The sequence below is a fragment of the Azonexus sp. IMCC34842 genome (genome assembly GCF_050368855.1).
Classification (GTDB): Bacteria; Pseudomonadota; Gammaproteobacteria; order Burkholderiales; family Rhodocyclaceae; genus Azonexus; species Azonexus denitrificans_A.
In genome coordinates this window covers 3,290,765-3,315,021 of record NZ_CP178449.1, presented here as the reverse complement: position 1 = coordinate 3,315,021, position 24,257 = coordinate 3,290,765, and the positions used below count along the sequence as shown (strand labels likewise).

The 24,257-nt window shown below is 63.9% G+C and carries 22 protein-coding genes; 5 read left to right on the top strand and 17 right to left on the bottom strand.

What is annotated here, in order from left to right; all coding sequences use genetic code 11:
• Positions 1 to 92: 92 nt before the first annotated feature.
• The gene (locus tag ACLIKD_RS15650; RefSeq protein ID WP_428825790.1) at positions 93 to 1,406 is read right to left on the bottom strand and encodes a carbohydrate porin; all 1,314 of its coding nucleotides are present in this window, start codon (positions 1,404 to 1,406) and stop codon (positions 93 to 95) included.
• A gap of 177 nt (positions 1,407 to 1,583) precedes the next feature.
• Here ACLIKD_RS15650 and ACLIKD_RS15645 point away from each other — a divergent pair, with 177 nt between their 5' ends.
• Both ACLIKD_RS15645 and ACLIKD_RS15640 read left to right on the top strand, forming a co-directional pair.
• Positions 1,584 to 2,000, top strand: coding sequence for a diacylglycerol kinase (locus ACLIKD_RS15645; RefSeq protein WP_428825789.1), 417 nt, complete (start codon positions 1,584 to 1,586; stop codon positions 1,998 to 2,000).
• On the top strand, positions 1,970 to 3,124 hold the full coding sequence (locus tag ACLIKD_RS15640; protein WP_428825788.1) for a glycosyltransferase family 4 protein: 1,155 nt from the start codon (positions 1,970 to 1,972) through the stop codon (positions 3,122 to 3,124). Before ACLIKD_RS15645 ends, ACLIKD_RS15640 begins: the two co-directional genes overlap by 31 nt.
• Before the next feature lies 1 nt (position 3,125).
• On the opposite strand, the gene ACLIKD_RS15635 is transcribed toward ACLIKD_RS15640, so the two are convergent.
• The 4 genes from ACLIKD_RS15635 to ACLIKD_RS15620 all read right to left on the bottom strand — a co-directional run bounded on the left by ACLIKD_RS15635 (position 3,126) and on the right by ACLIKD_RS15620 (position 9,809).
• Positions 3,126 to 6,548: a PAS domain S-box protein gene (locus tag ACLIKD_RS15635; protein WP_428825787.1), complete on the bottom strand. Its 3,423-nt coding sequence runs from the start codon at positions 6,546 to 6,548 to the stop codon at positions 3,126 to 3,128.
• Positions 6,549 to 6,559: 11 nt separating this feature from the next.
• On the bottom strand, positions 6,560 to 7,348 hold the full coding sequence (locus ACLIKD_RS15630) for an ABC transporter substrate-binding protein (RefSeq protein ID WP_428825786.1): 789 nt from the start codon (positions 7,346 to 7,348) through the stop codon (positions 6,560 to 6,562).
• A gap of 117 nt (positions 7,349 to 7,465) precedes the next feature.
• On the bottom strand, positions 7,466 to 8,569 hold the full coding sequence (locus ACLIKD_RS15625; protein ID WP_428825785.1) for a phosphoserine transaminase: 1,104 nt from the start codon (positions 8,567 to 8,569) through the stop codon (positions 7,466 to 7,468).
• Positions 8,570 to 8,591: 22 nt separating this feature from the next.
• Entirely contained in the window at positions 8,592 to 9,809 is a 1,218-nt protein-coding gene (locus ACLIKD_RS15620; protein WP_428825784.1) for an ATP-grasp domain-containing protein, read from the bottom strand.
• A 425-nt stretch (positions 9,810 to 10,234) separates the two neighbouring features.
• Here ACLIKD_RS15620 and ACLIKD_RS15615 point away from each other — a divergent pair, with 425 nt between their 5' ends.
• Both ACLIKD_RS15615 and ACLIKD_RS15610 read left to right on the top strand, forming a co-directional pair.
• The gene (locus ACLIKD_RS15615; RefSeq protein WP_226417163.1) at positions 10,235 to 10,438 is read left to right on the top strand and encodes a cold-shock protein; all 204 of its coding nucleotides are present in this window, start codon (positions 10,235 to 10,237) and stop codon (positions 10,436 to 10,438) included.
• 72 nt (positions 10,439 to 10,510) lie between these two features.
• Positions 10,511 to 12,127 carry a DUF4080 domain-containing protein gene (locus ACLIKD_RS15610; RefSeq protein ID WP_428825783.1) on the top strand — a complete coding sequence of 539 codons (1,617 nt, stop codon included), beginning with the start codon at positions 10,511 to 10,513 and terminating at the stop codon, positions 12,125 to 12,127.
• A gap of 22 nt (positions 12,128 to 12,149) precedes the next feature.
• On the opposite strand, the gene ACLIKD_RS15605 is transcribed toward ACLIKD_RS15610, so the two are convergent.
• The 7 genes from ACLIKD_RS15605 to glyQ form a co-directional block, all read right to left on the bottom strand.
• Entirely contained in the window at positions 12,150 to 12,476 is a 327-nt protein-coding gene (locus tag ACLIKD_RS15605; protein ID WP_428825782.1) for a FlxA-like family protein, read from the bottom strand.
• 142 nt (positions 12,477 to 12,618) lie between these two features.
• A complete protein-coding gene (gene gloA / locus ACLIKD_RS15600; protein WP_226471627.1) occupies positions 12,619 to 13,005 on the bottom strand; it encodes a lactoylglutathione lyase in 387 nt (128 codons plus the stop codon).
• A gap of 18 nt (positions 13,006 to 13,023) precedes the next feature.
• Positions 13,024 to 13,743, bottom strand: coding sequence for a M48 family metallopeptidase (locus ACLIKD_RS15595; RefSeq protein WP_428825781.1), 720 nt, complete (start codon positions 13,741 to 13,743; stop codon positions 13,024 to 13,026).
• Positions 13,721 to 14,473, bottom strand: coding sequence for a lysophospholipid acyltransferase family protein (locus tag ACLIKD_RS15590; RefSeq protein ID WP_428825780.1), 753 nt, complete (start codon positions 14,471 to 14,473; stop codon positions 13,721 to 13,723). The genes ACLIKD_RS15595 and ACLIKD_RS15590 overlap by 23 nt, the downstream gene beginning before the upstream one ends.
• A complete protein-coding gene (gene gmhB / locus ACLIKD_RS15585; protein ID WP_226417157.1) occupies positions 14,470 to 15,015 on the bottom strand; it encodes a D-glycero-beta-D-manno-heptose 1,7-bisphosphate 7-phosphatase in 546 nt (181 codons plus the stop codon). Before gmhB ends, ACLIKD_RS15590 begins: the two co-directional genes overlap by 4 nt.
• Positions 15,012 to 17,120, bottom strand: coding sequence for a glycine--tRNA ligase subunit beta (gene glyS, locus ACLIKD_RS15580; protein WP_428825779.1), 2,109 nt, complete (start codon positions 17,118 to 17,120; stop codon positions 15,012 to 15,014). The genes gmhB and glyS overlap by 4 nt, the downstream gene beginning before the upstream one ends.
• A gap of 1 nt (position 17,121) precedes the next feature.
• Positions 17,122 to 18,054 (bottom strand): glycine--tRNA ligase subunit alpha, encoded by a 933-nt coding sequence (gene glyQ / locus ACLIKD_RS15575; RefSeq protein ID WP_428825778.1) that lies wholly within the window; start codon positions 18,052 to 18,054, stop codon positions 17,122 to 17,124.
• A gap of 382 nt (positions 18,055 to 18,436) precedes the next feature.
• On the opposite strand from glyQ, the gene ACLIKD_RS15570 reads away from it, so the two are divergent.
• Positions 18,437 to 19,126, top strand: coding sequence for a transglycosylase SLT domain-containing protein (locus ACLIKD_RS15570; protein ID WP_428825777.1), 690 nt, complete (start codon positions 18,437 to 18,439; stop codon positions 19,124 to 19,126).
• Here ACLIKD_RS15570 and lnt read toward each other — a convergent pair.
• From lnt to miaB, 5 genes are read right to left on the bottom strand one after another with little or no spacing between them, the layout of a single operon-like run.
• A complete protein-coding gene (gene lnt, locus ACLIKD_RS15565) occupies positions 19,119 to 20,594 on the bottom strand; it encodes an apolipoprotein N-acyltransferase (protein WP_428825776.1) in 1,476 nt (491 codons plus the stop codon). The two genes, ACLIKD_RS15570 and lnt, sit on opposite strands and share 8 nt — an antisense overlap.
• Positions 20,578 to 21,426 (bottom strand): HlyC/CorC family transporter, encoded by an 849-nt coding sequence (locus tag ACLIKD_RS15560; protein WP_428825775.1) that lies wholly within the window; start codon positions 21,424 to 21,426, stop codon positions 20,578 to 20,580. The genes lnt and ACLIKD_RS15560 overlap by 17 nt, the downstream gene beginning before the upstream one ends.
• A 5-nt stretch (positions 21,427 to 21,431) precedes the next feature.
• The gene (gene ybeY / locus ACLIKD_RS15555; protein WP_226417151.1) at positions 21,432 to 21,881 is read right to left on the bottom strand and encodes an rRNA maturation RNase YbeY; all 450 of its coding nucleotides are present in this window, start codon (positions 21,879 to 21,881) and stop codon (positions 21,432 to 21,434) included.
• Positions 21,853 to 22,806 (bottom strand): PhoH family protein, encoded by a 954-nt coding sequence (locus ACLIKD_RS15550; protein WP_428825774.1) that lies wholly within the window; start codon positions 22,804 to 22,806, stop codon positions 21,853 to 21,855. Before ACLIKD_RS15550 ends, ybeY begins: the two co-directional genes overlap by 29 nt.
• A gap of 22 nt (positions 22,807 to 22,828) precedes the next feature.
• Positions 22,829 to 24,166: a tRNA (N6-isopentenyl adenosine(37)-C2)-methylthiotransferase MiaB gene (miaB, locus tag ACLIKD_RS15545; protein ID WP_226417149.1), complete on the bottom strand. Its 1,338-nt coding sequence runs from the start codon at positions 24,164 to 24,166 to the stop codon at positions 22,829 to 22,831.
• Positions 24,167 to 24,257 lie beyond the last annotated feature (91 nt).

Here is a 24,257-nt window from a genome sequence, read left to right as displayed (position 1 = left end):
GGCCGGGTGTGCTCTATGTTTCAGTACTGTTACAACTGCACGATGTTTGATCTGCCGCAGAGATTCGCCTGGCGGGCGCCCCCGCCGGACGCTCAGAACTCGGCGTGCATGCGCAGCGAGCCGATGTGGGCCGGGCCGCGGTCGGCGTTGTAAGCCGGATTCTGAATGCGCTGGTAGTCGGCGCTCAGCCACAGGCCGGGCAGTGCTTTCCAGCTGTAATAAGTTTCGACGATGGATTCGGGACGGTAATTCAGCCCGCCGTCGCCGATGAAGAACGAGATGCCGCCCTGCGCCAGGTAGTTGCGTCGCTCGTTGGATAGCGTGTTGCGCATCCAGGCCAGGCCGAAGGTGTCATCGGCCCGGCCCCAGGCGCCGCCCTTCAGCGCCAGTCCGGTAGCGAACGAGGCGTCGGCCTCGGTGAAGGCAAAGGTCTCGCTCCGGCCGTCGGCATGCATCGCCCGGAGAAAAGCCCCGAGATTATTGGTGATCGCCTGCTCGATGTTGATGCCGAACCCATACTTGATCTGCTCGTCGTTGCGGACGTTCAGGATGGCCTGCCGGTCTTGGCCCGGATGGCTGTCGAGCCAGGCGCTGGCCTCGGCGTAGGTGGCAAGGGTGGCGCGGTTGCGGAAGGCGAGCAGTCTGACCTTGCCGGGGCGCTCGGCGATCTGATGGCTGTGTTCGATTTCGATCTGATCGCCGTAGTGGTGCATGATCCGGTAGTCGACCACCTGCCCGTTCGGCTCCTTGGGGCCGGTCATGCGGCCGAAGCGCAGCACCCAGTCGCCTTGATACCACTCGCCGGCCAGGCCCCAGCCGAAACCGCGGGCGTCGGCGGCGTAGTCGAATGCGGTGTGCGCCATGTTGCTCCAGTTCAGAAACTGGGTGCGCGGGTCCTTGGCGTAGGCGTTGCCGTCGAAAATATCGAGGGCCGAGAAATTCCCGGCAGTAAGCACGAAGCGATCTTGAGCGACGTGGCCGGCCATCTGGTTGAAGGCCGATTCGACAAACTCCGTTTCATCGCCCAGGGCCCAGGTCTGGCGCAGGAACAGGCGCTGCCGGTAGGCTTTCAGCTTGCTGCCGGAAACCCGCGTCGCTTCGCCGTTGCTGAAGCCGCCAAGACCGGTCAGGCCGGACAGCGCGTCGCCTTGTCCGACTTCGACGTTGAGATAGAGCTCGCCATTTTTCCAGGGTCGAACCCCGAGATAGGCTGTCGAGGTGAAGGTGTAGCCCCGCTCGTGTTTGGCCGACAGGCTGTTCGGGCCGGAATAGTCGGCCGGAAAACCGGGCGATTTCTGCCAGACATAGGTGGCCTGTCCCTTGGCCTGCCAGTTTTCTTCCGTCTCGTCGGCCAGGCAGGGGGTGGCGATTGCGATGCCGAGCAGGAGAATGGAATGAAGGCGCATGGGGAAACGGTGACTGGGGGCGGCAAGGGCGGCAATTATAAAGGGCGTGGCGGCCGGGGCGGCGCGGAGTCCCATGGGGTGCGGCAGGGTAACTGGCGGTTGTGACAGTTTCGTGACATTTGGTGTCATCAAAGCTTAGCGCGGCCCGATTACCGTGGGTACTTTCACGGAGATGCCATGCCGGAACCTTCCCCGCACGAACTGGGTCTCGACCCGGCCAACGAATCGCCCTTCAAGGGCAAGACCGGTCTGCGCCGGGTCTGGAACGCTCTCAGCTACTCGATGGCCGGCCTCAAGGCGGCCTATCTGTGCGAGGACGCCTTCCGCCAGGAAGTCTGGCTGGCCGCCTTGTTGATTCCGGCCGCCGTTCTGCTGCCGGTGCCGTGGCTCGGGCGCGGCCTGATGATCGCCGGCGTCCTGATGGTGCTGGTCGTCGAATTGCTCAATTCGGCGATCGAAGCGGTGGTCGACCGGGTCAGCCTGGAAAATCATCGGCTGGCCAAGCGAGCCAAGGACATTGGCAGTGCCGCGGTGCTCGTTTCCTTGCTGATGGTGGTCGCGGTGTGGACCTGCGTGCTGCTGGCGGTGGCGTGATGTGTCTGGATATCGCCTTCGTCACCGAAACCTTTCCGCCCGAAGTCAATGGCGTCGCGATGACCGTCGGCCGCCTGGTCGGTGGTCTGCGCGAGCGCGGCCACCGGATCAGTGTCGTTCGGCCGCGCCAGGGCCAGGCCGACCTCGGCGGGGCGCATGAACTGGCGCTGCCCGGCCTGCCCTTGCCGGGCTACCCCGGCCTGCGCTTCGGCTTGCCGGCCGGTCGCCAACTGGCCCGGCACTGGCGGCAGCACCGCCCGGACCTCGTGCACGTCGTGACCGAAGGCCCGCTCGGCTGGTCGGCGGTCAGCGCGGCGCGCCGGCTGGGCATACCGGTGACCTCCGGCTTTCATACCAATTTCGACCGCTACAGCGTGCATTACGGCCTCGGCTGGCTGCGCCCGGCGGTCGCTGCCTATCTCCGGACGCTGCACCGGCGGACGCGCGCCACCATGGTACCGACCGCCGCGTTGGCCGCCGATCTGGCCGGCGAAGGGATTGCCGGCGTGCGGGTGGTCGGGCGCGGCGTCGATACCGCCTTGTTCGACCCGGCCCGCCGTTCGTCGGCGTTGCGCGCCGGCTGGGGCGTGCCCGAGGCCGGGCTGGCCTGCCTCTATGTCGGGCGGATGGCGCCGGAAAAGAACCTGGCGCTGATCGAGAAAAGCTTCGCCGCGATCCGTAGCGCCTGCCCCGAGGCGCGCATGGTCTGGGTCGGCGACGGACCGTCGGCGGCGCGGTTGCGGGCCAGCCACGCCGATCATCATTTCGCCGGCACACGGCTCGCGGAAGACCTTGCGACCCACTACGCCAGTGCCGATCTGTTCCTCTTCCCCAGTCTCAGCGAAACCTACGGCAATGTCGTGGCCGAGGCGATGGCCAGCGGTCTGCCGGTGCTCGCCTACCGCAGTGCGGCGGCGGCCGAATTGATCTGCGACGGAGCCAATGGCCATCTCGCGGCGCCCGGCGACGAAACCGCCTATGTCGCGGCGGCCCTTGCCCTGGCCGGGCGGGCTGAGCGCTTGCCCGAACTGGCCAGCGCCGCCCGCGCGGCGATGCTGCCGCGCAACTGGGCGAGTGTCGTCGAGCGTTTCGAAAGCGTCGCCCGCGAAGCGATGCTCGCCTGATTCAGCGCGGCTGGCTGGCGCGCTGCAGCGCGGCGATCAGTTCGGCCCGGCTGACCGGCTTGGCCAGATAGTCGTTCATGCCGGCGGCCAGGCAGTCCTCCTTGTCGCCCTGCATGGCATTGGCGGTCATCGCGATGATCGGCAAGCGGGCCGCCGCCGCTCCGGCTTCGCCGCTGCGCACGCGGCGGGTGGCCTCGAAGCCGTCGATGACCGGCATCTGACAGTCCATCAGCACCACGTCGAAACTGCCGGTCGCCAACTGCTCCAGTGCGGCGTGGCCGTCGTCGGCGATGGTCGTCCGGCAGCCGAGTTTGGCAAGCAGCGCCCCGGCCACTTTCTGGTTGATCAGATTGTCCTCGACCAGAAGGATGCGCAGCCCGGACGGCAGTTCACCGGCCGGTGGCTCAACGGCAGCCGGGGCGGGTTGGCCGGCATTGAGCACGCTGAAGGGCAGGGCGACGATGAATGTGCTGCCGGCCCCCGGGGTCGCGTCGACGCTGATCGTGCCGCCCATCAGTTCGACGAGGCGCTTGCAGATCGACAGGCCGAGGCCGGTGCCGCCGAACATCCGGGTCGTCGAAGCGTCGCCCTGCTCGAACGGTGAAAAGAGATTGGCGATGGTTTCCGGGGTCATGCCGATGCCGGTGTCGCGGATCGTCAGGCAGAGCCGGATCTGGTCGTCGCGGCCGACGATCGGCCGGCTCTCGAGGCGAACGGTAACGCTGCCGGCCTGGGTGAACTTGATGGCATTGCCGACCAGATTGAGCAGGATCTGGCGCAGCCGGCCGGGGTCGCCGAGCAATTGCCCGGGAAGCGCCGGATCGAGTTCGGTGGCGAGCGAAATCTGCTTGAGATTGGCCTGGTGGGCGAGCAGCGCCAGGATGTCGTGGAGCAGGGCGGCCGGCGCGAAAGGAATGCTTTCGAGCTGCAGCTTGCCGGCCTCGACCTTGGAAAAGTCGAGGATGTCGTTGATCAGCCCGAGCAGGCCGTCGGCGCTGTGCCGGATGGTTTCGGCGAAATCGCGCTGTTCGGCGGTCAGCGGGCTGCCGAGCAGCAGGTCGGCCATGCCGATGACGCCGTTCATCGGGGTGCGGATTTCATGGCTCATGTTGGCCAGGAAGCTGCTCTTGGCCAGGCTGGCCGCTTCGGCCGCGGAGCGCGCTTCTTCCAGCTCATTGTTGGCCAGCATGCGCTCGATGAAGGCGCCGGCCCAGTTGGCCAGCATCCGGACGAATTCGAGATCGGAGGGGTCGAAGTCGTGTTCGCGGGCGGTGGCCGAGGAGAAACAGATGGTCCCGTAAACCTTGCCATTGACCGAGATCGGCGCCCCGAGATAAGCCGCCAGGTTGAATTCGCGGAAACAGGGGTGGAGCCGATAGGTCGAATGCGCGGCGTCGGCAATCGCCAGCAACTCGCCGTGCTCGAGGGTCGTGCTGCAATAGGTGATGCCGAGTTCGAGGTGTTGGTTGTCGGCCAGGGTCTGGTCCGGCGAAACCTGGACTTCGATGCGGTAGGCGCCGGCCGGCCGGTCGATGTGGCTGACGATGGCGTATTCGAGATGGAGGTGCTTGACGGCAACCTGCAGCGCGGCGCGGATCGTTTCGCGGGGGTCGAGACCGGTGATGGCGACGATGCCGTTGAGGGCGCGCAAGGCGTCGAGTTGGCGTTGCAGGCGGATGCCCTGCAGGCGCTGTTCGGTGATGTCGAGCTTGATCGCGACGTAATGGGTGATCCGCTCGTTGGCGTCGCGGATCGGCGCGATGATGGCGCGTTCGTAATAGAGCGAAGCGTCCCGCCGCTTGTTGACGAATTCGCCCTCCCAGATCTCGCCGCGGGCCAGCGTCTTCCACATCGCCGCATAGCTCGCCGGCGGGGTCAGGCCGGACTGCAGAAAGCGCGGATTCTGGCCGATGACTTCCTCCGCCGTATAGCCGGTGGTGCGGAAGAATTCCGGATTGACGTACTCGATGGCCGGTTCGAGATTGGTGATGACGATGCTTGTCGGGCTCTGTTCGACGGCCTGCGACAGGCGGCGGATCTGGCTGTCGCGCCGGCGCTCCTCGGAGATGTCCTCGAAGACGCCGACGTAGTTGAGCAGCTTGCCGGCCTCGTCGCGCACCACCGAGATGGTCAGCCATTCGTCGATCAGCGTGCCATCCTTGCGCCGGTTGACGATCTCGCCGCGCCACACGCCGTTGGTCGTCAATTCGTTCCACATCGCCTGGTAGAAAGCGGCTTCATGGGTGCCCGACGCGAAGCGGCGCGGGTCGTCGCCGATCAGCTCGCCGCTGGTATAGCCGGTGACCTGCTCGAGGTGCGGGTTTACGGCAACGATCCGGCGCTCGGCATCGGTGATGATGACGCCGTTGGTGCTGTGTTCGAAGACCCGGGCAGCCAGTTGCCGTTCTTTCTGCATGCGCCCCTCAGCCCGCAGGCTTTTGCGGACGCGGCTGATGAGCAGACTGGTCAGGGCGAGCAGGACGAGCAGCACGATACCCACCGTGGTCACGGTCTGCCGCGTTTCGGCCTGCCACTTGGCGAGCGCCAGGGTGCGATCGACATGGACCATGACCAGCAGCGGATAGCTGCGCGAGCTGCGGAAGGCGGTCAGCATCGGCCGGTCGGGCTGGTCCTCGCGGTCGTCGGCGATACTGCCGATTTCATCGCCGAGCAGGCGCTGCAATGTCGCTTCCGGGAGGTGCCGGGCGCCGGCTGGCCGGTCGTCGCGCGTCGTCACGACGAGGCTTCCGTCGTAGGCGACGATCTCGATCTGGGTGGTTGCCGGATCGATATGGCGGGCGAAGTGGTTGAGAAAATAATCGGGGTTGAGGGCGGCCAGCAATTTCAGGCGGCGATCGCCAGAGAGCTCTTCGCGAACGACCGGGACAAAGCTCGCGGCATCGGCCGCTACCGGTTGGGCTGGGGTGGCCGGGGTGCCGTCGGCGAAGTCCCGCCCGGACCAGGGCGCCCCGAGGCGCAAGAAATTGGCCGCCGCCGATCCTGCCGGCCGGGGCTGGAAATTGTCGACGGCCACCCGCCGGCCGATATTCTCCGGATTCGAGCTGGCGATGATCGTCCCGTCGCTATCGGCAACCGACAGCGAGCGCAGGAAGAGCAGCCGACGCTGGATCAGTTCGAGCTGGCTGGTGGCGTGTTCGGCAACGGCCCGGCCCGGTGTCGCGCCGGCCGGCAGGTCGATCGACTGCGGCAGGCTTTGCAGGGTCAGGCTGGCCAGATTCAGCGTCTGGGTCAGTTGGTCCTCGAAGACGCGGGCCTGGGTTTCGGCTTCCTTCAGATGCCGGTCGAGGGTTTCCTGGCGCAGCCGGTAAATATTCGACAGCGTGCCGGCGGCCACCGAAATGACCAGCAGGATCTGCAGGCCGACCAGTAACTTGGTGAACCCTTGGGAAGGTGGGTTGGCCACGTTCAGCCTGCTCAGTCGAGGACGGCGATAGCCAGCAGGCCGTGCCGTTCGGCTGCCGCCTTCAGTTCGCCGCTGCGCTTGACGTCGGCGACGAACTGCTCGACCCGGGCGTGCCAGCGGTCGTCGCCGGGGCGCATGGCGTAGGCGTAGGGGGTGATGTGGTAGGCGCTGTCCGGTTTGATCAGCCGCGCCCAGTCGGTGGTCTTCAGCATGCGCAGGCTATAGGGAAAGTCGGTCATGAAGACGTCGGCCCGGCCGGATTCGACTTCCTGCTCGCGGGCATGCGGCGTATCGAAGACCTTGAGCGTCGCGAATTTCAACTTTCCGGCCATCACCGGTTCGTGCAGCGTGCCCTTGGCGACGGCGACCACGGCGCCCGGCTTGTCGATGTCGTTCCAGGTCTTGATCCGGCGGTTGCTCTGGGTGGTGATGGCGTAGATGTCGCTGGCCAGGTGCGGTTTGGTGAAGCGCAGCTTTTCGATGCGCAGCGGGGTGATACCGATGGCGAACATGGCGATGTCGCAGCGCTCCTCGGTAAGGTCGGCGATCAGCCGGGCGAACGAGCTGTCGATGAATTCGACCCGCACGCCGAGGTCGCGGCCGAGCGCCTTGGCCATGTCGATATCGATGCCGGATAGTTGTTGCGTCTTCGGGTCGCGATAGCTGATGCCGAAATAGTCCGGCCAGATGCAGACGCGCAGCGTCTTGTTGGCGCTGATGCGATCGACTGCGCTGTCCTCGGCAAAAACCGCCGGGGACGCCGCCAGCAGTGCGAGAAGCAGCAGAAAGATGCGCACCATGATATTTTGCCCTATGACTTTGGTGGTAGAAACCATCCGCCAGTGTAACAAAACGGCGCGCTCGAGACACGCGCCAGGCGGGGTTCCGGCGGCGCCCTGCGGCGCCGTGCTGCGGGCTTAGCGGTTACGCGATTTGAATTGGTCCATGAAATCGACCAGCTTTTCGACCGCCGCCAATTGCAGGCCGTTGTACAGCGAGGCGCGGATTCCGCCAATGCTGCGGTGTCCGGCCAGGCCGGAAAAACCGGCGGCGAGCGCGGCGGCGATGAATTCCTGCTCGAGTTCCGGGTTCGGTAAATTGAAGGCGACGTTCATCTTCGAGCGATCCTTGCCGGCCGCCCGCCCGAGGTAAAAGTCATTGTTGTCGTCGAGTGCCTGGTAGAGCAGCCGGGATTTTTCCGTATTGCGTTGATCCATCGCGGCCAGGCCGCCAATTTCGTCGCGCAGCCAGCGGCTGACCAGCAAGACGACGTAGATGGCGAAAACCGGCGGCGTGTTGTAAATCGAATGGGCGGCGATCTGCGCCCGGTAGTCGAGAAAGCCCGGCAGCGTGTCGGGGGCGTCCTTGAGCAATGCGTCCTTGACGACGACCACGGTGACGCCGGCCGGCCCGATGTTTTTCTGGGCGTGGGCGTAGATCAGCGAAAAACGCTCGAAGTCGCCGGGTGCCGAGAGGAAGTCGGAGGACATGTCGCAGATGCGCGGCACGTCGTCGCGGCCGAGGACGCGGTGAAACTGCAGGCCTTCGACGGTTTCGTTCGAGACGTAATGAAGGTAGGGGGCGTCCGCCTGGAAATCCAGTTCGGCGTCATCCGGCAAATGCCGGAAGCCGCCTGGCTGGCCGCTCCAGGCGATGCGCACCGGCCCGACGCGCCGTGCCTCGGGCAGCGCCTTTCCGCTCCAGTAGCCGGTGTGCAGGTAGTCGGCCGGGGTAGCTTGGCCGGCCAGCAGCGTCATCGGGAGCATTGAAAACTGCTGCGTCGCGCCGCCCTGCAGGAAAAGAACGTGGTAGTCGGCGGGCAGATTCATCAAACTGCGGATATTGGCTTCGAGTTCGGCGACGACCGCGGCGAACCAGTCCGAACGATGACTGATCCCGAGAATCGAAAGGCCGACCTCCGGTACCGCCCGGATCGCTTCCTGCACCTGCTGCAACACGCTTTCCGGCAGGACGCCCGGCCCCCCGGAAAAATTCAGGCTGTTCAGCGGGTTGTTTGGCATTCTGTTCATCGCCGTGGCCCGTTCACAGTGCCAGCGGCTGAGGTGCGCTCAGGCCGAAAAGCAGATTCTCGAACGCCCGGCGGACTTTCAGCATGTGTTCCTGCTTGTAGGGAAAGAGGTCGGCGGGGTCCATGGCGTGCACCACCATGACGTGGTCGATTTCGAAGATCAGCAGCTCGCCGTCCCGCGTTTCGGCGCAGTCGATACACAGGTAGTCGAGCTTGGCGCGCTGATAAATCGCCTTGAGCGCGTCGCCATGGCGTTCGGCGAAGGCGGAAAAATTGTCCATGAAGGCCGCTTCTTCGAGGCGCTTGGCACTGTCTTCGTACATCCCGGCATTGACGTAGTGAATCATCCAGTGCGCCGAGATGCCCATGTGACAGGCGAACGGCTGACCGGCAATCAGTGCAATCCGGTATTTGCGGAAGACGCCATTGGCGTCGGTGTAATCGATGAAGCGCGACAGATAAAAGCTCGGGTCGGCGACGCCGGCCAGATAGCGCGTGATGTCTTGAAGATCGTCGATCCTGGCCAGGTCGCGGCCGGCCTGGGAGCCGACCGGGCGCAGGATGACCGGAAACTGGCAGTCGTCGAAGACGTCGCTCAACCGGGCATCGCCGCCGGCGATCGCCTGCAGCGCGGCGCGGCTGATCTGCCGGGTGGGCGGCATCAACAAGCCGGGAATCTGCTGGAGCAGCGCGCTGGCGGCACCCCGTTCGGTATTCGGAATGTGCTGGGGGGCGTTGAGCACCGGCTTGGGCCAATCGCGCAGCAAGGCTTCGAGTCCTTGCAGGATCGGGCGGTTGGCCTCGCCATCGGCAATCGCGACGAGCAGGGCGTCGTGGGCCGGCAGGCTCGGCGGCAGCGGGGCGTCGGGGCTGGCGTAATAAAAGATCAGGTCGATATCGCCATTTTCGAGCAGGCAGTCGAGCGGCGTGTTTTCAGCCAGATCGCCGGCCGCCATCAGCATCAGCAGGCGAAAGCGGGCCGGCTGCCGGGGCGCCGGAATCCGGTAGGTACGCTGCAGTAGCAGCGCCTGTTCCTGTATCGACAAGCCCATCTCTCTTTGGCCGATGGAGAAAAAAGCGGTGGACAGATTCATCCACAGAGCGGCATTGGTCTGCTCGTTGCCGGCTTGCTCAAGTAGGCTCTGGGCGACTTGGCGCAGATCGCCGCCGGCGATGCTCATGCGCAGGAAAGGAGCGAGGCCAAGGAAAGGGGTAGCGGATTGATTGGTCATCTAGCGGTCGGTGTCGGGTGGCGGACTGGTCGGAACGGTTTTAGCGATGACTTTGGCTGTCGTCAAAAAATCTTCCCGCCATGCGTCCAGCTCAGCCTTCGTGTGTAATTAAGCATATAAGCTTACTTTATATTGCACCGGCCGACCCTGACTTGGCGCAGCGGTCCACCCGGTTGCCAGGGTCGGTATGGCCAATTTGCGGTGAAATAAGGAGTTATTTCAGAATTAACTGCGATTTTCAGCAAATACCATTTGTCCTCAGATCAAATGCAAGGCATAGTGAGGTTCAGCGATTTTCAAGTGCTGCTGTCGTATGTTGGTTTGGTATCCGCTTTATGCGGCGCAATACCCCTTCTGTACCGTGCTGTCTTGATATTCGCCCTACGTAGGGGCTAAGCCCCGTTTAATTTTTGGAGATTCAAGGCATGGCAACAGGTACCGTCAAGTGGTTCAATGATTCAAAGGGTTTTGGTTTTATTACGCCGGACCAGGGTGGTGAAGACCTTTTTGCACATTTTTCAGCAATTGTCTCCAGCGGCTTCAAGACCCTGGCCGAAGGCCAGAAAGTCAGCTTCGACGTGACGACCGGCCCGAAGGGCCTGCAGGCTAGCAACATCAAGCCTGAGTAATACTGCTCACATCGTTTTCTGAACGAAAAAAGCCCGGCGCAAGCCGGGCTTTTTGTTAGCCGAGTTTTTTCCGTGATCAATCCGCCGAGCATTGTCCTGACGACGCTCAACGCCAAGTACATTCATGCCTCCCTGGGCTTGCGCTACCTGCTGGCCAACATGGGCGACCTGAAGCCACGGACCGCGTTGCGCGAATTCACCATTGGCCGCCCGGCTCAGGAAATCGTCGATGAGCTGTTGCTGCTCGTGCCCGGGCCGGCAACTACGCCGCCGATCATCGGTTTCGGCGTCTATATCTGGAATGTGTTGCAGACGACGGCAGTGCTGCGCTTGCTCAAGGCTGCGCGGCCAGACATCAAGGTGATTCTCGGTGGTCCCGAGGTTAGCCATGAAACCAATGAACAAGAGATCACCCGGCTGGCCGATCATGTCATTACCGGCTGGGGCGATCTGAGCTTTGCCAAGCTGTGCCGGGCTCTGCTGCATGGCCCGCGTCCCTTGAGCAAGGTGATCGCCGGCGAGCAGCCGGCACTCGATCTGTTGGTGCTGCCCTACGCCGAGTATTCCGCTGCCGATCTGGCGCATCGCCTGCTCTACGTCGAGGCTTCGCGCGGTTGTCCGTTCAAGTGCGAGTTCTGTTTGAGCGCTCTCGACAAGACCGCCTGGGCCTTTGATCTCGAGCGCTTCCTGGCCGAGATGGACGGCTTGTATCGGCGCGGGGCGCGCAATTTCAAGTTTGTCGACCGAACCTTCAACCTGAAAATCGATGTTTCGGTCCGTATCCTGCAGTTCTTTCTCGACCGACTGCCTGCCGCCGATGCCACCTCGCCGGCTGACGCACTGTTCGTTCATTTCGAAGTCGTTCCGGACCATCTGCCAGACCGGCTCAAGGCGATGATCGCCCGGTTTCCGCCCGGCGTGCTGCAGTTCGAGGTGGGTATCCAAAGTTTCAACGTCGACGTCCAGCAACGCATCTCGCGCCGGCAGGACAACGCCAAGGCGGAGGCTAATCTGCGCTGGCTGGTCGAGGCGTCGCATGCTCACCTGCACACCGATCTGATTTTCGGCTTGCCCGGCGAAACGCTGGAAAGCTTTGCCGCCGGGTTCGACCGCCTGTATGACCTGCGGCCGCACGAAATTCAACTGGGCATCTTGAAACGCTTGCGCGGCACCCCGATTACCCGGCACACCGCCGAGTACGGCATGGTTTATGACGAAAACCCGCCGTACTCCGTGCGCCAAACCGAGGCCGTTGATGCAGCCACCGTGCAGCGCTTCGGCCGCTTCGCGCGCTACTGGGACATGCTCGCCAACTCGGGACGGTTCAAGCAGACCCTGCCGCTGCTGCTCGGTCAGCGGCAACCGGCGTCGGGGGAGGCTGCGGCCCACTCCGAACCTTCACCGTTTCAGGCGTTTCTCGATTTTTCCGACTGGCTGTGGCAAAGCACCGGGAAGACGACCGGCCTGACCCCGGAATCGCTGGTCGATCTTCTCTTCGATTATCTGGTAACCCGCAGCGGCTGGCCGGCGCCGACCGCTCGCTCGGCTCTGTTGGCCGACTATGTCGCGAGTGGCGCGCGGGGTGCGCCGCGCGCCTTGCACGGGCAATTGCCGAAACGGGAACCGCCGCAGCCACGGGTCAAGCCGCTGACTCAACGCCAAGGACACCACCAGGCTGGCCTCAACTGATCCGACCGCCAGTGAGCCAGCGCTAGACGAAGGTATCGACGTTTGTCCCGATGGCCGAGTCGGATGAGGCGCTGGACGATTTGGCCTCTGGTGTGGCCTCCGTCGTCCCGCTGCTGGTGCCGCTCTCTTTCTGGGCTTTCAGTTGGGCGATCTTCGCCTGCAACTCGGCGATCTGTTGCTGGATGAGCTTTACTTTCTCCGCGCCAGCCTCCGTCGAGGCGTCCTTCTGGGCGTTGGTCAATTGCTTTTGCAGGGCCGCCAACTGCTTTTCCAGTGCGGCTATCTGCGAATTGTTGCCACTGCTGGCACTGGAAACACTGCTTGAACCCGAGCCGATTGCCGCTACCATTTTTATTCCCCTTTCATACCGTTATCTTCTTGTTCTTGATAACGGTATGGCGAGGCAAAAAAGTGATGGTCGATTCGGTAAAGTTGTGTAAAGACCAAAGCCGGCCACGCCAAGCGGCGGCGACCGGCTGGATTCGCCTTGCTTACGCCCGTTTTTCGATCAGTTCGATCTTGTAGCCGTCCGGGTCTTCGACGAAGGCAATGACGGTGCTGCCATGCTTCATCGGCCCGGCCGGGCGGACCACCTTGCCGCCGCGTTTGGCTATTTCGCTGCAGGCCGCGGCGGCATCCGGGACGGCCAGCGCCACGTGACCGTAGCCATTGCCCAGGTCGTACGCCGGCGTATCCCAGTTGTGGGTCAGTTCCAGAACCGCCTCGTTTTCTTCCGGACCGTAGCCGACGAAAGCCAGCGTGAAGCGGCCTTCCGGGTAGTCGTGGCGGCGCAGCAGCTGCATGCCGAGGATTTCGGTATAGAAAGCGATGGAGCGGTCGAGATCGCCGACGCGGATCATGGTGTGCAGAATGCGCATGCTGTTTTCCTTGCTTGTTCAGATGGTTGGGATGGTGCGGCCGAGTTGCCGCAGTTCCAGCCGGCGGGCGCGCCAGTCCGGACAAAGTTGTTCCACCACAGACCAGAAGCGCGGGCTGTGGTTCATTTCCTTGAGGTGGGCGAGTTCGTGGTTGACCACGTAATCGATCAGCGCCAGCGGCATAAAGATCAGCCGCCAGTTGAGCGCGATCCCGCCGCGGTGGCTGCAGCTGCCCCAGCGGGTGCGGGCCGAGGAAAGGCGGAGCGGCGGGGGCGGCACGCCGAGCTGCGGCGCGTAATGAGCGAGCCGTTCGGCGAATAGCTGGCGGGCTTTCTCGCGCAGGGCCTTTTCCAGCAACTGGTTGGCGTCGGTGCTTGGCGACGGGCTGAGTTCGACCCGGTCGCCGGCAAGCTGCCAGCGGGCGCGGCTGGCCGGGACGAGAGCGACGGTCAATGGCGCGCCGACGACCGAAATCACCGTGCCGTCGGTCACCATCAGTTTGCCCGGGGGCGGGCGGTCGCGCCAGGCGGCAAGCTTGTCGAGCACCCATTGGCCGTGCTGGTGGATCAGTGCCTCGATGTCGCCCTGGCGGGCGCGCAGGGGCGCCCCGACGCGCAGGCCGCGATGGTCGATGGCCAGGCCGATGGTCCGGCGCTGGCTGCGCTTCAGGTGATAGGCGACGGCCAGCCCGGCAATGACGATGCGGTGGGTGGGTTCAGGACTGGCCGGTAGTGGCATCGGAATAGCGGTGCGGCGAGATGCGGCGCATTTCCGCTTCGATCCAGGCTTCGGCGCGCTGGTTGACCTGCTGTTCGGACATCCCGGTGGCGTCGAAGGCCGGGCCGATGCTCATCGTGATCTGTCCGGGCTTCTTCAGGAAAGCCTGGCGCGGCCAGAGTTCGCCGGCGTCGTGGGCGATCGGCACGACCTTGCAGCCGACGCGGGCGGCGAGATAGGCGCCGCCTGCCTTGTAGCGTTTGGTCTGGCCGGGGGCGACGCGGGTGCCCTCGGGAAAGATGATGACGTAGAAGCCCTGTTGCAGGCGCTCGCGCCCCTGGTTGACCACTTGGTCGAGGGCATCCCGGCCGGCCTTGCGGTCGATCGAAATCATCTTCATGGCGGCCAGGCCCCAGCCGAGCAGCGGAATGCGCAGCAGTTCCTTCTTCAGCACGAAGACGCAGTAGGCGCCGTTCGGCACATAGTCCTGAATGGTCATCGTTTCCCACGCCGACTGGTGCTTGGCGAGGATGACGCAGGGCTCGGCCGGCATGTTTTCCAGGCCGATTACCCGGGGACGGATGCCGAGCAGGTTTTCGACGCCCGCCTGGATGCCGAGGCGCCACAGCTTGCCGGCGCGATAACCCCAGAGGCCGCGCAGCACGAGGGCGGAAAACATCACCAGCGGAATGGTGGCCAACGACCAGAAGAAGGCGTAGACCATGAACAGCGTCGAGCGGATGGCGATCATGCCTTGCCTTTACGCAGGATCCAGTCGACCGCCTGGGCGAGGTCGGCGAACTCCAGGGTGCCTTCCGGCAGATTGCCTTCGGCCTTGGTCTTGTCGCCCTTGCCGGTATGCACCAGGATCGGCTGGCAACCCAGTGCGACGCCGGCCTGCAGGTCGCGCAGCGAATCACCGATGGCTGGTACGCCGTTCAGGTCGATATTCAGGGTCTGCGAAATCCGCTTGAACATGCCGGGCTTCGGCTTGCGGCACTCGCAGTCGGAGTCGGCGGCGTGCGGGCAGTAGAAAATCGCATCGATCCGTCCGCCCAGCGTGTATAGCGCCTTGTGCATCTTTTCATGGATCTGGTTCAGCGTGTCCATGTCGAACAGGCCACGTCCGATGCCGGACTGATTGGTCGCCACGACCACCTTGTAACCGCTCTGGTTGAGCTGGGCGATCGCTTCCAGGCTGCCGGGGATCGGCTTCCATTCGGCCGGGTTCTTGATGAACTGGGCCGAATCGAAGTTGATCACGCCGTCGCGGTCGAGGATGACGAGTTTCATGTCGAGAGCTTCGAAATGTCGGCGACCTGGTTCATCGCCAGATGCAGCTTGGCGAGCAGGCCGAGGCGGTTGGCGCGCAGTGCCAGGTCGTCGGCATTGACCATGACCCCGTCGAAGAAGGCATCGACCGGGGCGCGTAGCGCGGCCAGGGCCTGCAGCGACTCGGTGTAGTCGCCGGTGACGAAGGCGGCGTCGGCTTGCGGCACGACATCGACCAACGCCGCGTGCAGGGCGATTTCGGCGGCTTCCTTGAGCAGTGCGTTATCGACCCACGGATCGACGCTGTCCTCGACCTTTTTCAGGATGTTGCCGACCCGCTTGTTGGCGGCGGCCAGCGCGGCGGCTTCCGGCAGGGCCGAGAAGGCCCGTACCGCGGCCAGACGCTTCGGAATGTCGCCGAGGCGTTGCGGCCGCTGGCTGACCACGGCATCGACCTCTTGCGCCGTGTAACCCTGTTCGCGCAGGCTGCCGGCCAGGCGGTCGTAGATGAAATCGGCAAGTGCCGCTTCGGCCGGCTTGAAGCCATCGACCGAGGCAAACACGCCGGCTACGGCGGCCAGCAGCGCGTTGAGCGGCAAATTCAGGTCGCCTTCGCTGAGCATCCGGATGGCGCCCAGCGCATGCCGGCGCAGCGCGAACGGGTCGCGGTCGCCGGTCGGGATCTGGCCGATGCCGAACATGCCGACCAACGTTTCCAGCTTGTCGGCCAGCGCGACGATGGTGCCGACCTGGCCTCGTGGCAGCGTGTCGCCGGCAAAACGCGGCTTGTAGTGGTCTTCGATGGCGTCGGCGATGTCGCTGGCGAGACCGTCATGCAACGCGTAGTAGCGGCCCATGGTGCCCTGCAGCTCGGGGAACTCGCCGACCATGTCGGTCAGCAGGTCGGCCTTGGCGAGCAGCGCGGCCTGTTCGGCCAGCACGGCGACGGTTTCGCCGCCCAGTTGCAGGCCGATCGCCTTGGCGATGGCGCAGACCCGTTGTACGCGCTCGCCTTGGGTGCCCAGCTTGTTGTGATAAACAACCTTGGCCAGCCCGAGGACGCGCGATTCCAGCGTCTTCTTGCGGTCCTGGTCGAAGAAAAACTTGGCATCGGCCAACCGGGGCCGGACGACGCGCTCGTTGCCGCCGATCACGGCGCTGGCGTCGGCCGGGCTGATGTTGCTGACCAACAGGAACTTGTTGGTCAGCTTGCCGGCCGCGTCGAGCAGCGGGAAGTATTTCTGGTTGGCCTTCATGGTCAGGATCAGGCATTCCTGCGGCACGGCGAGGAATTCCTCTTCGAACTGGCCGATCAGGACATTCGGGCGCTCGACCAGCGCGGTGACTTCGTCGAGCAGGGCGTCGTCGTCAATCGGCTTGCCGCCGGCCTGGGCGGCCGCGGCAGCGAGCTGGCGGGCGATTTCAGCCCGGCGCTCGGCGAACGAGGCGATCACGGCGCCCTCGCTGGCCAGCTTGGCGGCGTATTCGTCGGCGTTGGCGAAGACGACCGGATCGACGCTGGCTTCAAAGCGATGGCCGTGCGTTGTACGACCGGAGGTCAGGCCGAGGATGGCGAGCGGCACGACATCGGCGCCGTGCAGGGCGACCAGGCCATGGGCTGGTCGCACGAAATTGACGCTGCTCCAGCCGTCCTGCAGTTGATAGGTCATCACCTTGGGAATCGGCAGCGCGGCGAGCGCGGCTTCCAGCGCCTTCTGCAGGCCGTCGGCCAGCGTCGCGCCCTTGGCCAGGCTGTCGTAGAACAGCACGTCGGCCTTGCCGTCGTTTTCGCGGCGCAGTTTTGCCACGGCGGAAGCGTCGGCGCCGAGTGCGGCGAGCTTCTTGAGCAGGGCAGGGGTGGCGTTGCCGGCGGCGTCGAGGCCGACGGCGACCGGCATCAGCTTCTGCGCCACCGGCTTGTCGGCGGCAACGGCGGCGACTTCGGTGACGTGGGCGGCCAGCCGGCGCGGCGAGGCATAGGCGGTAACGGCAGCGGTCGAGGTGGCCAGGCCGGCATTCTTCAGCGATTGAGCGAGGGTCTGCGAGAACACCTCGCCCAGTTTCTTCAGCGCCTTGGGCGGCAGTTCCTCGACGAACAGTTCAACGAGCAGATTCTTGGACGACATATCAGGCAGCTTTCTTTTCAATCTGGGCGAGGACTTCGGCGGCCCATTCCTTCGGCGCCATCGGGAAGCCGAGGCGGGCGCGACTGTCGAGGTAGGCCTGGGCGACGGCGCGCGCCAGGTTGCGGATGCGGCCGATATAGGCGGCGCGCTCGGTGACCGAAATGGCGCCGCGGGCATCGAGCAGGTTGAAGGTGTGTGCCGCCTTCAACACCTGTTCGTAGGCCGGCAGCGGCAGTTGCGCGCCCATCAGGTGCTGCGCCTGTTTCTCGTGGGCACCGAAGGCGGTGAACAGGAAATCGGCATCGGAGTGCTCGAAGTTGTAGGCCGATTGCTCGACTTCGTTTTGGTGATAGACGTCGCCGTAGGTCAGGCCCGCCGTCCAGGTCAGATCAAAGACGTTTTCGACGCCTTGCAGGTACATCGCCAGACGTTCGATGCCATAGGTGATTTCGCCGGTGATCGGCTTGCAGTCGATGCCGCCGACCTGCTGGAAGTAGGTGAACTGGGTCACTTCCATGCCGTTCATCCACACTTCCCAGCCGAGGCCCCAGGCGCCCAGCGTCGGGTTTTCCCAGTCGTCCTCTACGAAACGCACATCGTTCTTCTTAAGGTCGAAACCGAGCGCTTCGAGCGAGCCGAGGTAGAGCTCGAGGATGTTGGCCGGCGCCGGCTTCAACACCACCTGGAACTGGTAGTAGTGCTGCATGCGGTTCGGGTTCTCGCCGTAGCGGCCGTCCTTGGGGCGGCGCGAGGGCTGGACGTAGGCGGCTTTCCACGGCTCCGGGCCGATGGCGCGCAGGAAGGTGGCGGTGTGGCTGGTGCCGGCACCGACTTCCATATCGTAAGGTTGCAGCAGGGCGCAGCCTTGCTGGCTCCAGTATTGCTGCAGACGCAGGATGATTTCCTGAAAGGTCGGTTTGTTGCTGGTCGTCATCGGACGCCCTCGAAAAGACGGAAGACCTCGGATTTTACAAGCTTTTGCCATCATCCGGCAGGGCGCCTCGCCGGCCCGGGTGCCCCTGTTTCGGCGGGAACCGAGCCGGTTTTTCGGCCGAGTTCAGGCCGGAAATTTTGGCTGGGGAATTGGTGCGGCGCAATGCCTCTATTCCCCGGTAAAAGGCGGTGACTTGACAAAATCCAATAGAATCAATAGACTGTGAATTATGTTGCGGTGCAACATCGGTCGCGTCGGGTGCCAAGCATGGCGCCGTGCGGGATTCGGGCTGATTCATCACCTTGCCCGCCGATGACGTATCCCCTGTAACCGTTCGCTGCGGGAGAAGTTTTTCCGCAGGGGCAACAGTGAAGGAGGTCGCATGTCTACTACGACTTTTCTCTCCCCCGCGCTTCAGCGGGTTTCCAATGTGGTTTCTACCCTGTTTCAAAAATTCTTGATGGTGGCTGGTCTGGTTTTCGTCATCGGCCTCATCGGCCTGCAGACCGGCTATCTTGGCCTGACCGACGAACTGCAGTCGGTGCTCCCCCTGGCGGCCGCTTCGGTCAGCGAAGAGGTGCTTCCCGAGTCGCCGGTCGAAACGACGGTCGGCTCGCTAAGTCCGCGGATGCGCGGCGCGCTCGATTATGTCTCGCGACGCTATCGCGTTTCGACCGATGCTCTGCAACCGATTTTTGCGACAGCTCAGGCGGTCGGCCGCGATTTGCATCTCGATCCGCTGCTGATCATCGCCGTGATCGGAGTCGAATCAGGTTTCAATCCCTTCTCCCAGAGCGTTTTCGGGGCGCAAGGCCTGATGCAGGTGGTGCCGCGCTTCCATATGGACAAACTGCCCGAGGAGGCCGACCGCGCCGCCTTCCTCGACCCGCTGGTCAATGTTCAGGTCGGCGCTAAGGTGCTGGATGAGTCGATCCGTCGCTTCGGTGGCCTGGAAGAAGGCTTGCAGCAGTTTGGCGGGGCGACGAACGATCCGGGGCGCCGTTACTCGTCCAAGGTGCTGGCCGAAAAGCTGCGCCTGGAACAGGCGGTTCAGCGTTTGCGCACTACCTGAACAGCCTCTGGCGGCGCCTCGGCAACTGGCTGGCCAGCAGGCACAGGCCGGCCAGCACCAGAAACCCGAGGTTGCCGAACCGGGCGTAGGGCGTCATGCCCTGATACGCCCGGACCTCCGCCTTCAGCACGCCTTGCGTGAAGGCCGGCAGAACGGCCTGGAGCGAACCGTTGGCGGCGATCACCGCAGTCATGCCGGTATTGGTTGCCCGCAACATCGGCCGGCCGGTTTCGCTGGCGCGCATCCGGGCGATCTGCAAATGCTGCGGTTGGGCCAGCGAATGGCCGAACCACGCGGTGTTCGAGAGATTGGCGAGAATGCCGGCTTGCGGCAGCGAGCGGATGATCTCTTCGCCGAACACGTCTTCGTAACAGATGTTCACCGCCACCTGCCGACCGGCGACGGCGAGCGGCGGCTGGACGTCCGGGCCGCGCGAAAATGATGACATCGGGATGCTGGCAATGTCCATGAACCACGAGAAGCCGGCCGGAATGGTTTCGCCGAACGGCACCAGATGGGTCTTGCTGTACACCTGCAGCGGCGAGCTGCCGATGCTGATCGCGCTGTTCCAGTAGCGCTCGCCTTGGCCGGTCAGGGTGCCGAGGATGAGGTCGCCGCCGTTGGCTTGGGCGGTCGCTTTCAGGGCGTCGATATAAGTCGGCGGCAATTGGTCGAAAAAGGCGGGCAGCGCGGTTTCCGGCAACAGGGTCAGTTGGGCCGGGTTGTTTTCGATCAGTTCGCGGTAAAGATTCAGGGTGCGGATGAAGGCTTCCGGGCGGAACTTCATTTCCTGCGGAATGTTGCCCTGGATCAGCGCGACGCTGATCGGCTGGCCGACCGGCGTGGTCCATGCCACTTGTTGCAGCGCGAAGCCGATGCCGGCGCTCACGGCGATAAACACCAGACCGATCCGCCAGCGCAACAGCAGGGCGCCGGCCAGGGCGATCAGCAGACTCAGGCCATGGACGCCGAACAACGGGGCAAAACCGGCCAGCGGGCTGGGCGGCGCCTGGCTGTAGCCGACGGCCAGCCAGGGGAAGCCGGTGAAGATCCAGCTGCGCAGCCAGTCCGCCGCGGCAATCAGCGCGGCGAAAAAAAGCGCCTGTTGCCAGAAGCGCTCCGGCTGCCAGCGCTTGAAAATTCCGCCGGCCAGCATCGGAAACAGCGCCATCACGCCGCAGAACAGGAAGGCGGCGATGCCGGCCAGCCACCACGGCATGCCGCCGAAGACCGAAAGGCTGACATAGACCCAGGAGACGCCGGTCAGGAAAAAGCCGAGGCCGAAGCTCAGCCCGGTGAGCAGCGCTTCCCTAGGCGAGCCGGCGCGGTCGAGCAGGGCAAACAGGCCGCACCAGATGAGCGGCGCCAGCCAGAAAAGACCGGCCGGAGCGAAGCACAGCACGCCCGTTGCGCCGATCAGCGCGGCCAGACCAAAGCGCTGTAGCGGCCGCTCAGGCAGTTGCAGCATCAGTGCCGGTTGGCTGTTTGTGTTGGTCGACCAGCAGCGTGTACAGGCGACGGCTATCGGCGCGCAGGACCTGGAAGCGCACGCCGTCGATATCGATGATCTCGTTGCGCTTGGGGACGCGGCCCAGGTGGCGAAGAACCAGGCCGCCGACGGTGTCGAACTCCTCGTCGGAGAAGTCCGTCGCGAAGGCCTTGTTGAAGTCTTCGATCTCGGTTCGCGCCTTGACCCGGTAGCGGCCGGTGGAGTCGAGGCGGATGTTGTCGTGCGTTTCGTCGAAGTCGTATTCGTCCTCGATGTCGCCGACGATCTGTTCGAGCACGTCCTCGATGGTGACCAGGCCGGCGACGCCGCCGTATTCATTGACGACGATGGCCATGTGGTTGCGCGACACGCGGAACTCGCGGAGCAGCACGTTCAGGCGTTTCGATTCGGGGATGAAGACGGCCGGGCGCAACCAGTCGCGCAGTTCAAAATTTTCTTCGGTTTGCAGGCGCAGCAGATCCTTGGCGAGCAGGATGCCGAGCACGTTGTCGCGGTCGCCATCGACCACCGGAAAGCGCGAGTGGGCGGCATCGATGACGATCGGGACGATCTCGCTCATCGGGTCGTCGATGTCGATGACGTCCATCTGGGCACGCGGCACCATGACGTCGGTGACGCGGGTTTCGGAGACGGCGAGGGCGCCTTCGATGATGGTCAGCGCATCGGCGTCCATCAGGTTGCGCTCGTAGGCCGAGTGCAAAATTTCTAGCAGCTGCTCGCGGTCTTCGGGTTCGCGCAGCAGCAGGGAAGTCAGTCGTTCAATGAAACTCGGTTTACTGTCACTGTCCATAATGTTTAAACCGCATACGGGTCTGGATAACCCATCGCGGCGAGAATCTCCTTTTCTTCGTTTTCCATGGCTTCGGCATCATTGTCGTTGTCATGATCCCAGCCCTGCAAATGCAGCATACCATGCACCACCAGGTGGGCGTAGTGGGCGGCCAGCGGCTTGTTCTGCTCGGCTGCCTCGGCCGCCACGACCGTTGGACAGATCACTAGATCGCCGCTGACGATCGGTTCGCTGTCATACGGAAATGACAACACGTTGGTCGCGTAGTCCTTGCCGCGATACTCCTTGTTCAGTGCCTGCCCCTCATCGGCTTCGACCAGCCGGATGGCAACTTCGCCGCCGCCGACCAGCGCCGCCCGGGCCCAGCGCACGAAATCGGCGCGCAAGGGTAAACCGGCCCGGTTACAGGCATATTGCACCGACAGGTTAAGGCGTTTGCTTGGTTTGGGATTCATAGGCAGCGACGATACGGGCAACCAGCGGGTGGCGCACCACGTCTTCCTTCAGAAATTCGGTAAAGGCCAGGCCGCGGACGTCCTTCAGGATGTCGCGCGCTTCGCGCAGGCCGCTTTTCTGGCCCTTCGGCAGGTCGATCTGGGTCAGGTCGCCGGTAACGACTGCCTTGGCGCCGATGCCGATGCGGGTCAGGAACATCTTCATCTGTTCAGGCGTCGTGTTCTGCGCCTCGTCGAGAATGATGAAGGCGTGGTTCAGCGTCCGGCCGCGCATGAAGGCGAGCGGGGCGATCTCGATGGCGTTCTTTTCGTACAGCTTGCTGACCCGGTCATGGCCCATCAGGTCGTAGAGGGCGTCGTACAGTGGTCTGAGATACGGGTCGATCTTCTGCGTCAGGTCGCCGGGCAGAAAGCCGAGCCGTTCGCCGGCTTCGACCGCCGGGCGGGTCAGGATGATGCGCTCGACCAGATCGCGCTCCAGTGCATCGACTGCGCTGGCCACGGCGAGGTAGGTCTTGCCGGTGCCGGCCGGGCCGATGCCGAAGGTGATGTCGTGTTCCTGGATCGCCTTCAGGTAAGCCACCTGGCGCGGCGTGCGGCCGTGCAGTTCGGTTTTGCGGGTGATCAATTGCGGCCCGTCGATCGGGCCTTCGGCGCCGCGCGAAATGCGGCGGACCGGCGCGTTGAGCAGTTCGATCAGGCCGAGCTGGATTTCATCGACCGACAGTGGCGCCCGCGCCATGCCGTAAAAGTGGCGGATGGCATCGGCCGTCACTTGGGCCTGCTCGCCGCGCACCGAGAAGCGTTCGTTGCGGCGCTGGATGGTCACGTCGAAACCGGTTTCGATCTGCCGGATGTTCTCGTCGAGCGGGCCGCACAAGTTGGCCAGCAATACGTTGTCCACCGGTGCCAGCGAAACTTCCACCGGCCGGCTTTTCGGTGCCGGCTTACTCTTCTCGGATGACAATTTCGCCTCTCAGGCTGTGCGGCAGCGCACTAGTGATGCGGACATCGACGAAAGTGTTGATCAGCCGCGGATTGCCGATGAAATTGACGATCCGGTTGTTGTCGGTACGCCCGGCCAGTTCAAGAACATCCTTGCGCGAGGTGCCTTCGACCAGCACCCGCTGGATGCCGCCGACCATGGCCTGGCTGATCACCTGCGCCTGTTCCTCGATGCGTTTCTGCAGGCGGCTCAGGCGGGCGGATTTGACGTTGCCCGGGGTCGAATCTTCCATCTCGACCGCCGGCGTGCCGGGCCGTGGGCTGTAGACGAAGGAGAACGAGTTGTCGAAACCGACCTCGTCGATCAGCTTCATGGTCTTTTCGAAATCCTCGTCGGTCTCGCCGGGGAAGCCGACGATGAAGTCGGAAGACAGCGAAATGTCCGGCCGCGCCGCCCGCAGCTTGCGGATGATCGACTTGTACTCGATCGCCGTGTAGCCGCGCTTCATCGCCGCCAGCACGCGGTCGGCGCCCGACTGGACCGGCAGATGCAGATGCGAGACCAGCTTCGGCACCTTGGCGTAGGTGTCGATCAGCCGTTGCGACATTTCGCGCGGGTGCGAGGTGGTGTAGCGGATGCGCTCGATGCCGGGGATTTCGGCGATGTACTCGATCAGGATGGCGAGGTCGGCAAACTCTTCCGAGCCCGCCATCGTACCGCGATAGGCATTGACGTTCTGGCCGAGCAGCGTGACTTCGCTGACGCCATTGGCCGCCAGCCCGGCGACTTCGGTCAGCACATCCTCGAACGGCCGCGACACTTCGCCGCCACGGGTGTAGGGCACGATGCAGAAGGTGCAGAACTTGGAGCAGCCTTCCATGATCGAGACGAAGGCCGAGGCACCTTTGACTTCGGCCGGCGGCATCGAATCGAATTTCTCGATCTCCGGGAAGGACACATCGACGGCGGCCCGGCCCTTGCTCTTGCGTTCGGCGATCAGCTGCGGCAGGCGATGCAGCGTCTGCGGGCCGAACACGATATCGACGTAGGGCGCGCGGGCAATGATCGCGTCACCTTCCTGGCTGGCCACGCAGCCACCGACGCCGATCACCAGATTCGGGTTCAGCTGCTTCAGGTGGCGGACCCGGCCGAGGTCGTGGAACACCTTCTCCTGCGCCTTTTCGCGCACCGAGCAGGTGTTGAACAGGATGATGTCGGCTTCTTCGGGATTGTCAGTCTTGACGATACCTTCGGAGGCATTGAGCACATCGGCCATCTTGTCCGAATCGTACTCATTCATCTGGCACCCGAAAGTGCGGATGAACAATTTCTTTGGCATGGGTAAACTACTTTGCAAATCAATGTCGCCGGTCGGCAACGGAGCATCGGGAAAGGGGCGCATTATAACCGAGCGCAAATGCCTTGACCGG